At 62.0% G+C, this 14,167-nt stretch carries 15 protein-coding genes and 1 pseudogene; 5 read left to right on the forward strand and 11 right to left on the reverse strand.

Annotated features, from left to right (window positions below):
* Positions 1 to 2 precede the first annotated feature (2 nt).
* The 7 genes from tssE to H0I86_RS30950 all read right to left on the reverse strand — a co-directional run bounded on the left by tssE (position 3) and on the right by H0I86_RS30950 (position 6,468).
* Positions 3 to 410 (reverse strand): type VI secretion system baseplate subunit TssE, encoded by a 408-nt coding sequence (gene tssE, locus H0I86_RS30920; protein WP_016703136.1) that lies wholly within the window; start codon positions 408 to 410, stop codon positions 3 to 5.
* A 14-nt stretch (positions 411 to 424) separates the two neighbouring features.
* The gene (tssC, locus tag H0I86_RS30925; RefSeq protein WP_009051592.1) at positions 425 to 1,900 is read right to left on the reverse strand and encodes a type VI secretion system contractile sheath large subunit; all 1,476 of its coding nucleotides are present in this window, start codon (positions 1,898 to 1,900) and stop codon (positions 425 to 427) included.
* 29 nt (positions 1,901 to 1,929) lie between these two features.
* On the reverse strand, positions 1,930 to 2,433 hold the full coding sequence (tssB, locus tag H0I86_RS30930; protein WP_007930286.1) for a type VI secretion system contractile sheath small subunit: 504 nt from the start codon (positions 2,431 to 2,433) through the stop codon (positions 1,930 to 1,932).
* A 33-nt stretch (positions 2,434 to 2,466) separates the two neighbouring features.
* Entirely contained in the window at positions 2,467 to 4,023 is a 1,557-nt protein-coding gene (gene tssA / locus H0I86_RS30935; RefSeq protein WP_180923281.1) for a type VI secretion system protein TssA, read from the reverse strand.
* Between the two features lie 625 nt (positions 4,024 to 4,648).
* Positions 4,649 to 4,924, reverse strand: a complete 276-nt coding sequence (locus H0I86_RS30940) for an HU family DNA-binding protein (RefSeq protein ID WP_003213368.1) — start codon at positions 4,922 to 4,924, stop codon at positions 4,649 to 4,651.
* Positions 4,925 to 5,112: 188 nt separating this feature from the next.
* Positions 5,113 to 6,261, reverse strand: a complete 1,149-nt coding sequence (locus tag H0I86_RS30945) for an NAD(P)/FAD-dependent oxidoreductase (RefSeq protein ID WP_180923282.1) — start codon at positions 6,259 to 6,261, stop codon at positions 5,113 to 5,115.
* 39 nt (positions 6,262 to 6,300) lie between these two features.
* Positions 6,301 to 6,468, reverse strand: coding sequence for a rubredoxin (locus H0I86_RS30950; RefSeq protein ID WP_007930291.1), 168 nt, complete (start codon positions 6,466 to 6,468; stop codon positions 6,301 to 6,303).
* Between the two features lie 216 nt (positions 6,469 to 6,684).
* Between H0I86_RS30950 and H0I86_RS30955 the strand changes: the two genes are divergently transcribed.
* Positions 6,685 to 7,248: a chorismate--pyruvate lyase family protein gene (locus H0I86_RS30955; protein ID WP_180923283.1), complete on the forward strand. Its 564-nt coding sequence runs from the start codon at positions 6,685 to 6,687 to the stop codon at positions 7,246 to 7,248.
* Complete coding sequence (gene ubiA / locus H0I86_RS30960; RefSeq protein ID WP_180923284.1) at positions 7,248 to 8,138, forward strand: 4-hydroxybenzoate octaprenyltransferase; 891 nt, start codon at positions 7,248 to 7,250, stop codon at positions 8,136 to 8,138. The genes H0I86_RS30955 and ubiA overlap by 1 nt, the downstream gene beginning before the upstream one ends.
* 69 nt (positions 8,139 to 8,207) lie before the next feature.
* Here ubiA and H0I86_RS30965 read toward each other — a convergent pair whose 3' ends face one another.
* Positions 8,208 to 8,591 carry a COG4315 family predicted lipoprotein gene (locus H0I86_RS30965; protein WP_180923285.1) on the reverse strand — a complete coding sequence of 128 codons (384 nt, stop codon included), beginning with the start codon at positions 8,589 to 8,591 and terminating at the stop codon, positions 8,208 to 8,210.
* 151 nt (positions 8,592 to 8,742) lie between these two features.
* Between H0I86_RS30965 and phoB the strand changes: the two genes are divergently transcribed.
* The 3 genes from phoB (at position 8,743) to H0I86_RS30980 (ending at position 12,262) form a co-directional block, all read left to right on the forward strand.
* A complete protein-coding gene (phoB, locus tag H0I86_RS30970) occupies positions 8,743 to 9,432 on the forward strand; it encodes a phosphate regulon transcriptional regulator PhoB (protein WP_007896474.1) in 690 nt (229 codons plus the stop codon).
* An 80-nt stretch (positions 9,433 to 9,512) separates the two neighbouring features.
* Positions 9,513 to 10,805, forward strand: coding sequence for a phosphate regulon sensor histidine kinase PhoR (phoR, locus tag H0I86_RS30975; protein ID WP_258019478.1), 1,293 nt, complete (start codon positions 9,513 to 9,515; stop codon positions 10,803 to 10,805).
* Between the two features lie 116 nt (positions 10,806 to 10,921).
* Entirely contained in the window at positions 10,922 to 12,262 is a 1,341-nt protein-coding gene (locus tag H0I86_RS30980; protein ID WP_009051600.1) for a hemolysin family protein, read from the forward strand.
* A 210-nt stretch (positions 12,263 to 12,472) separates the two neighbouring features.
* On the opposite strand, the gene H0I86_RS30985 is transcribed toward H0I86_RS30980, so the two are convergent.
* The 3 genes and pseudogenes from H0I86_RS30985 to H0I86_RS30995 form a co-directional block, all read right to left on the reverse strand.
* Positions 12,473 to 13,369: a peptidoglycan DD-metalloendopeptidase family protein gene (locus tag H0I86_RS30985; RefSeq protein ID WP_180923287.1), complete on the reverse strand. Its 897-nt coding sequence runs from the start codon at positions 13,367 to 13,369 to the stop codon at positions 12,473 to 12,475.
* Positions 13,370 to 13,430: 61 nt separating this feature from the next.
* On the reverse strand, positions 13,431 to 13,745 hold the full coding sequence (locus H0I86_RS30990; protein WP_180923288.1) for a helix-turn-helix domain-containing protein: 315 nt from the start codon (positions 13,743 to 13,745) through the stop codon (positions 13,431 to 13,433).
* Positions 13,746 to 13,752: 7 nt separating this feature from the next.
* Positions 13,753 to 14,073, reverse strand: a pseudogene (locus H0I86_RS30995) (type II toxin-antitoxin system RelE/ParE family toxin); the annotation flags it as partial.
* Between the last annotated feature and the right edge of the window lie 94 nt (positions 14,074 to 14,167).

Consider the following 14,167-nt stretch of genomic DNA (forward strand, 5'->3'; position numbering starts at 1 on the left):
CTTCATGTCACCTTGACCTGTCCGCTGCCATCCAGGCGCGCGGAAAAACTGACCTGGCGCTTGAACCCGTCCACCTCAAGCAGGCCTTCGATATTGAAAGCCAGCTTGAGCTGGTCGTGATCACGCGGCAGGGAAACGACACGCACATTGCTCAGACGCGGCTCGTAGGCTTCGATGAAGCTTTCGATGGCCAGGCGAGCCTGGCTCAGGGCGTCGTGCAGACTCAGGCGCATGTCGTTGAGATCGGGCAACCCGTAATCGGACAGCGTCTGCACGCTGCCCGCACGGGTGCTGAGCATCTTGCCCAGATGGGCAGCCACCGACGCCATGGCGGAAACCTCGCGGCTCCAGCCGACACGCTTGTCGGCCTCGCCACTCAGGCGTTCGAAAAGGCTGCCGTATCCGGTCATGACCTAGCTCCTGGTTACTCTTTGTCCAGCTTGCCAACCAGCGACAGGGTGAAATCGGCACCCATGTACTTGAAGTGCGGGCGCACGTTCAGACTGACGCGGTACCAGCCCGGCTCACCTTCCACATCGCTGACGATGATCTGCGCGGCGCGCAGCGGACGACGGCCACGGACTTCGGCGCTCGGGTTTTCCTGGTCGGCGACGTACTGGCGGATCCACTTGTTGAGTTCCAGCTCGAGGTCGGTACGTTCTTTCCACGAACCGAGTTGCTCGCGCTGCAGCACTTTCAGGTAGTGAGCCAGGCGGTTGACGATCATCATGTACGGCAGCTGGGTGCCGAGCTTGTAGTTCAGCTCCGCAGCCTTGCCTTCGGCGCTGATGCCGAAGAACTTCGGCTTCTGCACCGAGCTGGCGGAGAAGAACGCCGCGTTGTCGCTGCCTTTGCGCATGGTCAGGGAGATGAAGCCTTCCTCGGCCAGTTCGTATTCACGACGGTCGGAAACCAGGACCTCAGTCGGGATCTTGGTTTCGATTTCGCCCATGCTTTCGAAGTGGTGCAGCGGCAGGTCTTCTACTGCGCCACCGCTCTGCGGGCCGATGATGTTCGGGCACCAGCGGAACTTGGCGAAGCTGTCGGTCAGTTTGGTACCGAAAGCGTACGCGGTGTTGCCCCACAGGTAGTGCTCGTGGCTGTTGGCAACGGTTTCCTTGTAGACGAAGGATTTGACCGGGTTCTCTTCCGGATCGTACGGGTTGCGCAGCAGGAAGCGCGGTACGGTCAGGCCGATGTAGCGCGAGTCTTCCGACTGGCGGAAGCTCTGCCATTTGGCGAATTGCGGGCCTTCGAAGTGATCTTTCAGATCCTTCAGGTCCGGCAGGCCGGTGAAGCTTTCCAGGCCGAAGAATTTCGGACCGGCCGCGGCGATGAACGGCGCGTGGGACATGCAGGCAACGCTGGACACGTACTGCATCAGCTTCACGTCTGGCGAACTTGGCGACATGAAGTAGTTGGCGATGATCGCGCCCACCGGCTGGCCACCGAACTGGCCGTATTCAGCGGTGTAGATGTGCTTGTACAGGCCAGACTGCATCACTTCCGGCGAATCTTCGAAGTCGTCCAGCAGGTCCTGCTTGGAGACGTTGAGGATTTCGATCTTGATGTTTTCGCGGAAGTTGGTGCGGTCGACCAGCAACTGCAGGCCACGCCAGGCCGATTCCAGGGACTGGAAGTCTTCGTGGTGGAGGATTTCGTCCATCTGGCGGCTGAGCTTGGCATCGATCTCGGCGATCATGCGGTCAACCATGGCCTTCTTGACCGGCTCACCGTCGTTCTGAGGCTTGAGCAGCTCTTCGATGAAGGCCGACACGCCGCGCTTGGCGATGTCGTAGGCTTCGTCGTCCGGAGTCAGGCGGGTTTCGGCGATGATGCTGTCGAGAATGCTGTACTCGCCGTTCTCGTTGCTTTTCTGTTGTGCTGCACTAGTGCTCATAGTGTTTGGCTTCCTTGACTGATGGAGACTCAGGCTTCGGTGGCTGCGGCGTTCAGGCCCAGCTCACCGAGTACACGACCGCGCGATTCGTCGTCGGCGAGTACGCCTTCGATGGCTTTACGGAATGCAGGGGCGTTACCCAGCGGACCCTTGAGGGCCACCAGCGCGTCGCGCAGTTCCATCAGTTTTTTCAGCTCAGGCACTTGCTCGACCAGGCTGGCCGGGTTGAAGTCCTTCATCGAGTTGACGCGCAGCTTGACCGCCAGCTCTTCGGTGTCGCCCTCTTCCTGAAGACGGTTAGGCACGCTCAGCGTCAGGCTCAGCTCCTGCTTGGCCAGCACTTCGTCGAACGTCATTTTGTCGATGCTGATCGGCTTGCGGTCTTCCACTTTGCGCTCGTCCACGCGCTGGGTGTAATCACCGATTGCCAGTAGCTTCAACGGCAGTTCAATCTCTTCCTGAGCACCGCCGGTGGCGGGTTTGAAGGTGACGTTGATGCGTTCCTTGGGGGCTACCGAGCCTTCTTTGGCCATGGCTTTTCTCCTTGCGGTTGTTGGCCCTGGGGCCTATTCGAGTACCACTTCGAGGTCGAGGTGGCACAGCCTGCGATAAATCTCTTCCTTGCGTTCTCGCACTGCGTGGTTCTGCGGCAACAACTCACAGCAGCTATGCAGGAGGTGCAGCACTTCCAACGCAAGATCCGGCTCCCAGGCATGCAGGCCCGAGCTCAGTAATTCTTGATCGAGGGTTTCGAGCTGGGTCTTGGCCAGTTCGTATTTCTTGGCCATGAAGCACAGCCGCGCCAGGCTGAACTGCCAGAAGAACCGCACCCGCCCGCCGTGGGCGTTCTGCAGGCCTTGCTTGAGGACCTGCACGGCGGCCTTGAGGCCGTCCTTGCGCAGGATCGGCAAGACCTCTTCGAGGGCTTCTTCCCAGGCCGGCTGGCTGGTGGTCGCTTCGACCTTGCGCGGCGCACTGGCGCTTTGCAGATGGGGCATGACGTGAGCGCTGATCCAGCTGCGAGTGGCCGGATCGGCAAAAGGCGCGCCGTCATGGAAACGCAGCTCGACCACCCCCGGCAGGCGCTGCAACAGGAGTGCGAAGTGAAACTCCACTTCGCGCATCGCCTGGTCGGCGTTCAGCCCCTGCAGGCATTCCCAGACCATGCGCTGGCCGTCGAACCAGAATGGCGCCCTGGCCAGGCTGGCTTCGAGCTCCACCAGCAGGTCGGCGTACTGCCCGTTGGCAAAACGTTCCTGATAGGTCTTGAGCTTGTCGGCCGGCAGCCCGCGCAACGCGGTGATCTGCTCGGCATTGCGCTCCGGGACGGCATCGATGGGCAACCACAGCATGGTGCGGTTCAAGCGCAGGGCGCGCACATCGGTGGCCTTCTGCTTGAGCCACCAGGCGCTCAGCGGGCGGGCGTTTTCCTGCAACGCGCGCAGGGCCTTCTGCGCTTCCTTCTCGTTGTCGATCGGCGCGCCGGGCGTGAACAGCTGGGTCGCGGCCTGCTTGACCTGGGCCACCACCGCGCCCACGGCGCCGGGTTCCGGCTGGTTGTCGGCGGCGCGCTGGACCATGGTCGACAGCCGCCGGCAGATCGGCAGCAGCAAGGGCGCGTTGTCGCCCAGATGCTCGGTGAGCACGGTATCGAGCCCTTCCAGGTGTTCCACCAGGCGGCGGAACAGCGGCAGTTGCTCCTTGATCGCGATGTTTTCGCCCAGCACCTGCTCGAGACGCGGCACCAGCCAGCCGATGGCGGCAGCCCGGGTACGCAGTTTGGCGGGGTGGATCTGCACCCAATGCTGTTCGCACAGGTGCTGCAGAAGACCAAGGCCGGCCAGCAGGCCAGGGAAGGATTCACGCTGATACAGCGCCCAGGTGAGCCAGGCGGCCACCCGCAGATCCTTGGACTGGGTACGCAGCAGCGTTTCACTGTTTTCGAGGATTTTCAGCCAGTCGATCTGACCACTTTCGTGCATGGATTGGGCTTTGCCCAGCTCACTTTCCAATGCCTCGTATTCGCTGGAGAAGCGAACGTCCTCGCCCGCAAAACTCTCTTTGGAAACAGAGGCCTTGGCGAGTTCGAGGTAATGGGCAGAAAGTTTACTTGAGTAGGACATCCATGGCCTTTTTGAGATTACGGTCTATACGCACGCGAGACTTTTTTCACGTGCGGGACAGTATCGAAGAGCGTACTCATCCAATTGAGCCTGCTCTTTCAAGAGCGCGCATCGTAATCAGTATGATGGCCACTAGCAAGCATCCCCTCAAACGACAAGACGAACTGTCATCGGCTGCTCGTAAGAGATTGCCTTATATATGACAGGGGTTCCCCTTAGACAGTCAGCTGAATCCCTATTCCAACCAGAGTCGCCAGGATCCGCGGGCCAGAGCCTTGCGCGATATGAACCAGAGAACGATTCAATGACTAAGGGACAATGCCAGGCAGAGTAGAAAAGTGCCGGATACGGGAACAATCTTAATTTTGAACTTTTATAAAAAAGTGCAGTCCGCGTACAACACCCAACTTCGAAAAGTGCCATTAATATGATGGCACTTGAGACGATAGTTTGCTATCGAACAATCTGTATGATTTCTGAACAGTACAGATGGAGTTCTAACGAAACTTGCTTCATGCATGCTCTTTATATGCCGAACAGCCACCCATAAAAAATGGGCATCCGAGTTATCGGCTTGCCCATTTTTCGATACGGTTCTCCCCGCTATCGAGGGAGTTCGCAACAGTTATGGATTGACGCTGTCTTTCAGCGATTTGCCTGGCTTGAAGGCTACGGTGTTGCTGGCCTTGATCTTCACCGGCTCACCGGTTTGCGGGTTCTTGCCGGTACGGGCGCCACGGTGACGCTGCAGGAAGGTTCCGAAACCTACCAGGGTGACGCTGTCTTTACGATGCAGGGCGCCGGTGATTTCTTCGAGAACAGCGTTGAGAACGCGGTTGGCCTGTTCTTTGGTCAGATCCGCTTTTTCAGCAATTGCAGCGGCGAGTTCTGGTTTACGCATAGTGAAGCCTCTTTGACGGTTTTTTGTTGTTATGTCCGTGCTGTTCTTCCGGAACAGCGCCCAAGGCGCCGCAGGCTCTACTCTGCGGCAGACGGGTGTGAGGATGGCACGCGGTTAGGAGTGGCGCCAGTCTCTGCGCGACCTTTGTAGTGGCAAACGCATGATTATTCCGACAGAACGACCGGTATTTAGGCCAACAAGCCGGGAAGCTCCTTGTTCAGGGCCAATTTCTCCATGACCGCGGCCCCGGTCAGGGCATAACCCAGCAGCTTGCCGCCGGCATCGCGGCACAGCGCCTTGATGTCGGCGCCCTGCCCCTCGACCGTCCACACGCCTTCCAGGCCGCGTGGCGGTGGCGAAACCACCAATGGGCAGACAGGGGTTTTCACGGTGATCGGCATCGGGCCGTAGCTGACTGCCGTCGGGTTACCCGCCAGGGTCTGCGCCAGCGCTCGCGCACAGCTCATGAGGGGCATGACGTACAACAGATTCAGCCCGTCGACCTCGGCGCAGTCGCCCAAGGCATAAATGTTGGCGTGGGACGTCTTGAGATGCCGGTCCACCACCACCCCACGGTTGACCATCAACCCCGCGGCGGCGGCCAGGTCGATGCGTGGGCGCAGGCCGATCGCCGACACCACCAGATCGCAGGCAATCACCTCGCCATCGGACAGATGCGCCTCGAGGCCATCCGCTGTGCGCTGCAGGCGATTGAGCACCGGCCCCAGGTGGAAGCCCGCGCCCAGGCTTTCCAGCCCGGCTTGTACCGCGGCGGCGGCCGCAGGGTGCAACAGCGTCGGCATGACCTGCTCGCAAGGCGCTACCAGATCCACCTCATAACCGCCGAGGATCAGGTCGTTGGCGAACTCGCAGCCGATCAGGCCGGCGCCCAGCAGCAACACCCGGCGCTTGCCGGCCGCGGCCGCGCGAAAGCGCGCGTAATCTTCCAGGTCGTTGATCGGGAAGATCAGTTCGCCGGCATCGCCCTCCACCGGTACGCGCACGGTTTCCGCGCCCCAGGCGAGGATCAGGTCGCGGTAGTTCACCGCTTCTTCACCAATCCACAGGCGCTTGTGGCCAGGGTCGATACCGCTGATGCGGGTATGGGTGCGCACCTCGGCCTTCAGTTGCTCGGCCATGGCGCCGGGTTCGGCCATGCTCAGGCCGTCGGCTTCCTTGTTCTTGCCGAAGCCGGTGGAAAGCATCGGCTTGGAATAGGAACGTCCGTCATCTGCGGTAATCAGCAGCAGCGGCGTTTCGCTATCGAGCTTGCGAAACTCTCGGGCCAGGTTGTAGCCGGCCAGCCCGGTGCCCACGATGACGACAGGTGCGTTCATTCCTTACTCCTTCAGGTTCAGGGGATCACCAGGTTGTGATCAGCCGATTTCGATCATTTCGAAATCCATTTTGCCGACTCCGCAATCCGGGCAGAGCCAATCTTCAGGCACATCTTCCCAGCGGGTACCGGGCAAGATTCCGTCGTCCGGCCAGCCGTCGGCTTCGTTGTAGATCAGGCCGCAGACCACACATTGCCACTTTTTCATTTACGCGTTTCCTCAGGTTCTCAGGCTGTTGCCGGCGGGATGGTCGATGAATCGACTCTGGATGACGCCAGGGGGCGCGTCCGGCCCAGCGCGTTTTGTACTGATGAGCACCGACGGATGCAAGCACGTTCGCTGCGGGCGGCCGCTCCATTGCGGCAAAATCGCCTGTCGCCATGCTAAGCTCGCGGCCTCATTTGCTGCCAATAATGACCCACTGTGCCGCACTCAATCGCTCCATTTTCCACCCCGGACTGGCTCTCGCAAAGCCGGCTGACGCCCCTCCCCGACGCACAGACCCTCGACTGGCTGTTCGATGAAGGTTCGCTGACCCGGCGCCTGACCCGTCTCTCCAATGACGGTTTCAGCGTGACGCCGCTGGTCGAGGACTGGCAGACCCTGCGCGCCGACGAATGCACCGCGCTGGACCTGCCGCCGGGCAGCCAGGGCTGGGTACGCGAGGTGTATCTGCGCGGCCATGGCCAGGCCTGGGTGTTCGCCCGCAGCGTGGCGGCCCGCAGCGCCCTGCAGGATGGCGGGCTGAACATGGACGAACTGGGCAGCCGCTCGCTGGGCGAACTGCTGTTCTGCGACCAGGCTTTTCAGCGCCGCCCCATCGAGGTCTGCCATTACCCACGCCCGTGGCTGCCCGACGAAGTGCAAGCCGATGACCTCTGGGCGCGGCGCTCGCGCTTCGATCGCGCAACCCTGAGCGTGCTGGTCGCCGAAATCTTCCTGCCGTCCCTGTGGAGCGCCGTCAGCGCCCAGCCGGAGAACCGCTGATGTATCAGAGCCTGCTCAAATCCCTCAACCGCCTGAATCCGCGCGCCTGGGACTTTATCCAGCTGACCCGCATGGACAAGCCGATCGGCATCTACCTGCTGCTCTGGCCGACCCTCTGGGCCCTGTGGATTGCCGGCGAAGGCTCGCCATCGCTGGCCAATATCGTGATTTTCGTCCTCGGCGTGACCCTCACCCGGGCTGGCGGCTGCGTGATCAACGACTGGGCCGACCGCAAGGTCGACGGCCACGTGAAGCGCACCGAACAGCGCCCGCTGGTCAGCGGCAAGATCGGCTCCAAGGAAGCCTTGGTGTTCTTCGCCGTGCTGATGTTCATCAGCTTCCTGCTGGTGCTGTGCACCAACGCGGCGACCATCTGGCTGTCGCTGGGCGGCCTGGCCCTGGCGGCCACCTACCCCTTCATGAAGCGCTACACCTATTACCCGCAAGTGGTGCTGGGCGCGGCGTTCTCCTGGGGCATCCCGATGGCCTTCACCGCCGAGACCGGCGAGCTGCCGGCCACCGCCTGGCTGTTGTACATCGCCAACCTGCTGTGGACCGTGGGTTATGACACCTATTACGCGATGACCGACCGCGACGACGACCTGAAGATCGGGGTGAAATCCACCGCGATCCTGTTCGGCGAAGCCGACCGGGTGATCATCCTGACCCTGCAGGGCCTGGCGCTGGCGTGCCTGCTGCTGGCGGGCGCACGCTTCGAGTTGGGTGTCTGGTTCCACCTGGGCTTGCTGGTGGCGGCCGGGTGTTTTGCCTGGGAGTTCTGGTACACCCGCGATCGCGACCGGATGAAGTGCTTCAAGGCCTTCCTGCATAACCACTGGGCAGGGTTGGCGATTTTCCTGGGGATAGTCGTGGATTACGCGGTTCGCTGAGGATCGTGATCGCGAGCCAGCCTCACTCCTGCGCAGGAAAGAGGCTGGCCCGCGATGAAAGCACCAAGGTCAATCAGGCTTGGCCACTTTCCAGGCGCCGTCCATCTTGCCGTCGCCGGTCATGTCACCGGCTTTCTTGTCCATCACGAAGGTGTACAGCGGCTTGCCGTCGTAGGCCCACTGCATGGAGCCATCGTCACGCTTGATGACGGTCCACTCGCCCATGGCCTTGTCGTCGCTGGCGGCCATCAGCGGCGGCCAGTTGGCGGCGCACTTGTCGTTGCACATGGACTTGCCGTCGGCGTCCTTGGCAAAGGTGTACAAGGTCATGCCCTTGTGATCGACGAACATACCGTCTTTGACCATTGCCGGTTCTGCGGCGAACGCCAGCCCAGGCAGGGCCAGCGCAGCGCTCAGCAACAGGGCTTTCCAGGATTGCGTGAGTTGAGTCATAGAAACCTTCTTTGGTGGTTGTCAGGATTCGGACCCAAAGCTTAGTCCACGAATGCAGCCCTCGCTCCAGCACCTAAAATACTGTCACACGACTGCAATAATTCCGTTATCTAATGCGGCGCAAGACAGTTAAATGACAAGAGGATTAAGCATGGTTGGCAGGAGCATTCTGATCGTTGACGACGAAGCGCCCATTCGCGAAATGATCGCCGTTGCGTTGGAAATGGCCGGCTACGACTGCCTGGAGGCGGAGAACTCCCAGCAGGCCCATGCCATCATCGTCGACCGCAAGCCCGACCTGATCCTGCTCGACTGGATGCTGCCCGGCACCTCCGGCATCGAGCTGGCCCGACGCCTGAAACGCGATGAGCTGACCGGCGACATCCCGATCATCATGCTCACCGCCAAGGGCGAAGAGGACAACAAGATCCAGGGCCTGGAAGTCGGCGCCGACGACTACATCACCAAGCCGTTCTCCCCTCGCGAGCTGGTCGCGCGCCTCAAGGCCGTGCTGCGCCGCGCCGGCCCGACCGACGGCGAGGCGCCGATTGAAGTCGGCGGCCTGCTGCTGGACCCGATCAGCCACCGCGTGACCATCGACGGCAAACCGGCCGAGATGGGCCCGACCGAATACCGCCTGCTGCAATTCTTCATGACCCACCAGGAACGCGCCTACACCCGCGGCCAGTTGCTGGACCAGGTCTGGGGCGGCAACGTCTACGTCGAAGAGCGTACCGTCGACGTGCATATCCGCCGCCTGCGCAAAGCCTTGGGCGATGCCTACGAGAATCTGGTACAAACCGTGCGCGGCACCGGCTACCGTTTTTCCACCAAGGCCTGAAGCCGGCCCCTTATTCGCCAGACGCTTACAAGGACGCGTGTTAAGTGAACCAGAACTGGCATGGCACCCTGATTCGCCACATGCTGCTGTTGGTCACCGGCTGCCTGCTGGTCGGCCTGATCAGCGGTTACTACGGCTGGAGCCTGGCCCTCGGCCTGGGGATCTATCTGGCCTGGACCCTCAAGCAACTATTGCGCCTGCATGAATGGCTGCGCCTGCACCAACCCGATGAAGCACCGCCCGATGGCTACGGCCTGTGGGGCGAGGTGTTCGACAGCATCTATCATCTGCAACGCCGCGACCAACGGGTGCGCGGGCGCCTGCAAGCGGTGATCGACCGGGTCCAGGAGTCCACCGCGGCGCTGAAGGACGCGGTGATCATGCTCGACAGCGACGGCAACCTGGAATGGTGGAACCGCGCCGCGGAAACCCTGCTGGGCCTGAAGACCCCGCAGGACAGCGGCCAGCCGGTGACCAACCTGGTGCGCCATCCGCGCTTCAAGGAATATTTCGAGCAGGACAATTACAACGAGCCGTTGGAAATACCCTCGCCGACCAACGACCGCGTACGTATCCAGCTGTACATCACCCGCTACGGCAACAACGAACACCTGATGCTGGTGCGCGATGTGACCCGCATTCATCAGCTGGAACAGATGCGCAAGGACTTCATCGCCAACGTCTCCCACGAGCTGCGTACGCCGCTGACGGTGATCTGCGGCTACCTGGAAACCCTGCTCGACAACGTCGAGGAAGTGAACCCACGCTGGAGCCGCGCCCTGCAGCAGATGCAGCAGCAAGGCGGGCGCATGCAGACCCTGCTCAACGACCTGCTGCTGTTGGCCAAGCTGGAAGCCACCGACTACCCGTCGGACAACCAGCCGGTGCCGATCGATGCGCTGCTGCAATCGATCAAGAGCGATGCCCAGGCGCTGTCCGGGGAGCGCAACCAGCGCATCACCCTGGAAGCCGACGCGCAGGTCCAGCTCAAGGGCAGCGAGGCGGAACTGCGCAGCGCCTTTTCCAACCTGGTGTTCAACGCCGTGAAATACACCCCGGCCGAGGGCAACATCCGCATCCGCTGGTGGGGCGACGAGCAAGGCGCACACCTGAGCGTGCAGGATTCGGGGATCGGCATCGACAACAAGCACTTGCCGCGCCTGACCGAACGCTTCTATCGGGTCGATTCCAGCCGCAACTCCAACACCGGCGGCACCGGCCTGGGCCTGGCCATCGTCAAGCATGTGCTGCTGCGCCATCGGGCGCGCCTGGAGATCAGCAGCGTACCGGGCCATGGCAGCACCTTTACCTGCCATTTCGCCCCGGCCCAGGTGAAAAGATTCCGTGCCGACACCCTGACCGACCAGCGGTGACAGCCACGCGCCACTAGGCAATCGCCCTGCCAGCCGCTACATTGGCTGGCTTGCGCCTGCCATTGCGCCGCGCATTTCTCTCTTTTTCGAATACACGGAACCCGCAAAACTCCATCATGGACCCTTCTCCTGGTTTTACCCTCGCGTCTCTTTTCGCCGACTTCGGCATGATTCTTTTTGCACTGCTCCTGGTTCTGCTCAACGGCTTTTTCGTAGCCGCCGAGTTCGCCATGGTCAAACTGCGCTCGACCCGGGTCGAGGCCATCGCCCACAAGAACGGCTGGCGCGGGCAGATCCTGCGCACCGTACACAGCCAGCTGGATGCCTACCTTTCCGCGTGCCAGCTGGGCATCACCCTGGCCTCCCTCGGCCTTGGCTGGGTCGGTGAGCCAGCCTTCGCGCACCTGCTGGCGCCGCTGCTCAGCGCCGTGGGCGTGGACTCGCCGGAAGTGGTCAAGGGCGTGTCGTTCTTTACCGCCTTCTTCATCATTTCCTACCTGCACATCGTGGTCGGCGAGCTGGCGCCCAAGTCCTGGGCGATCCGCAAGCCCGAGCTGCTGTCGCTGTGGACGGCGGTGCCGCTGTACCTGTTCTACTGGCTGATGTACCCGGCGATCTACCTGCTCAACGCCAGCGCCAACACCATCCTGCGCATCGCCGGCCAGGGCGAGCCCGGCCCGCATCACGAGCACCACTACAGCCGCGAAGAACTGAAGCTGATCCTGCACTCCAGCCGGGGCCAGGACCCCAGCGACCAGGGCATGCGCGTACTGGCCTCGGCCGTGGAAATGGGCGAACTGGAAGTGGTGGACTGGGCCAACTCCCGGGAAGACCTGATCAGCGTGGAATTCAACGCGCCGCTGAAGCAGATCCTCGCCCTGTTCCGCCGCCACAAGTTCAGCCGCTACCCGGTCTACGACAGCGAGCGCAACGAGTTCGTCGGCCTGCTGCACATCAAGGACCTGCTGCTGGAACTGGCGGCGCTGGACCACATTCCCGAATCGTTCAACCTGGCCGAGCTGACCCGCCCGCTGGAGCGCGTTTCCCGGCACATGCCGCTGTCGCAGCTGCTGGAACAGTTCCGTAAAGGCGGTTCGCACTTCGCCCTGGTGGAGGAAGCCGACGGCAAGATCATCGGCTACCTGACCATGGAAGACGTGCTGGAAGTACTGGTCGGCGATATCCAGGACGAACACCGCAAGGCCGAGCGCGGCATCCTCGCCTACCAGCCCGGCAAACTGCTGGTGCGCGGCGATACTCCGCTGTTCAAGGTGGAACGCCTGCTGGGCATCGACCTGGACCATATCGAGGCCGAAACCCTCGCCGGCCTGGTCTACGAGACCCTGAAACGGGTACCGGAAGAAGAAGAGGTCATGGAAGTCGAAGGCCTGCGCATCATCATCAAGAAGATGAAAGGCCCGAAAATCGTCCTGGCCAAGGTGTTGATGCTCGATTGAGCACGGTCTGACACCTCATCGCGAGCAGCCGGTCGACGCTCGACTGCTCGCGATCACCCTCCCCCGATTACCACCTACTCCACCGATCACCCTGTAGCCGCTGCCGAAGGCTGCGATAAGGCCGAAGGCCTTCAGCGATCTCAAGCTCCTGCGCCTGCTTCGTCGGAGTGCCGCCCAGGTCGATCGCAGCCTTCGGCAGCGGCTACACGGCTACTTTTTGCCTAGCGCGAAATTCGGCAGGCTGCCGATGGGCTGGTTGAACTGATAGGGAATCGACACCAGCCCCAGCCCCGTATTGCGCTGCACCACGAAGTGCAGGTGCGGGCCGCTGCTGTTGCCGGTGTTGCCCGACAGTGCCAGCGGGCTGCCCACCACGACCTGCTGGCCTTCACGCACCCTTACCGAGCCGCGCTTGAGGTGCAGGTACACCCCCATGGTGCCGTCGTTGTGCAGCACCCGCACAAAATTGCCGGAAGGGTCGGTGCCGCGCCCGCTCTGGCGGTTCTCGGTCTTCACCACCACCCCGCCCCGCGCCGCGATGATCGGCGTGCCCTCGGGCATGGCGATGTCCATGGCATAACGGCTCTTGGGGCCGAAATGGCTGTACCGGCCGTTGGCGCCCTGGGTCAGGCGAAAGGGGCCGCCACGCCAGGGCAATGGGTAACGATAGGCCTGGGCGGCGCCTGCAGGGTCGCCCAGGGAATAACGGAACTGCGGGATATAGATCAGCGGCTTGCCCGCCTGCATCGCCGTGAGCTGCGCCAGGCGCTGTCGGCTGCGGGCCGGCAGTACCCGGCGAATCGGCTGCCTGGGGGCGCTGCGGATGTTCTTCAGGCCGGTAAACCCCAACTCGATCTCCACCGGCGCATACAGGTCGTTACGCACAAAGACGCTGTCCACGCCCCAGCTCTTCTCGACGTCCAGACGCACCTGGCGCTCCAGGTGCTCGACCATGCGATCGCGAAACACGAACACCTGAGCGCCCGGCGACGGACGGTCGCTGTAGGACACCACGCCATTGGCGTCGGTGGACTTGTAGATGGTCATGGCCATGGCCGAGGTAGCAGCCAGCAACAGACCGCAGGAAATCAGCAAGTGCGTGAACATGGGCAAGATTCTGAAGAAAGCCTGAAGTCAGGCTAGCAGCCCGACGTGGACTTTGTATGAATCAACCCTGCGCCAGAGGTTCCACCGCCGACGAACTGAAACTGATATCGACGCCCAGTTGCGCGGCGTCGGAGAGGTTGACCAGCGCATCCAGGGAAAACTTGTTGATCTTGCCGCTGAGCACGTCGCTGAGTCGCGGCTGGGTGATATTGAGCCGCCGGGCGGCCTCCTTCTGCGAAACGCCCCAGGCCTTGATGGTCTTGCCCAGTTCCAGCATGAGCCTGGAGCGCAGGCGCATATTGGCGGCTTCCTGGGGCGAACCTTCGAGCGCGTCCCAGACACTGGCGAAACGCTCGGTATGCATGTGATCGGTCATGGCGTGCACTTATCTCCTGAAGTCTGACCCGAGCCTGCTCGATGTCCCGCGCTTCGGTCTTGCGGGTGGTCTTGCGCATGGCGTGCAGCACATAAATGGCCGCGGGCCGGTTGGCCACGTAAAACACCCGAAACGCCCCTGAATCCTCACTGATCCTGATCTCGAACACCCCCGGCCCCACGCCTTTCATCGACCGGCAGTCATAGGGCTGCTCGCCCTGCTGCAACAGATCCAGTTGAAAACCCGCGGCCCTTCGCGCATCCAGCGGAAAAGCCCGGAGGTCCCGGAGCGCGCTCCCGACAAACACCACATCCTTGTGCCTAGGCATCGAACCTCTCCCGTGACTGACCCCGGAGAGGTTAAACAACCCGGTCGCCACAGCGCGCGGCCGGGTTGTTTCAAAGCGTGGCCAGGCACAAGAA

It is taken from the genome of Pseudomonas chlororaphis subsp. aurantiaca, from assembly GCF_013466605.1.
GTDB lineage: Bacteria > Pseudomonadota > Gammaproteobacteria > Pseudomonadales > Pseudomonadaceae > Aquipseudomonas > Aquipseudomonas chlororaphis_I.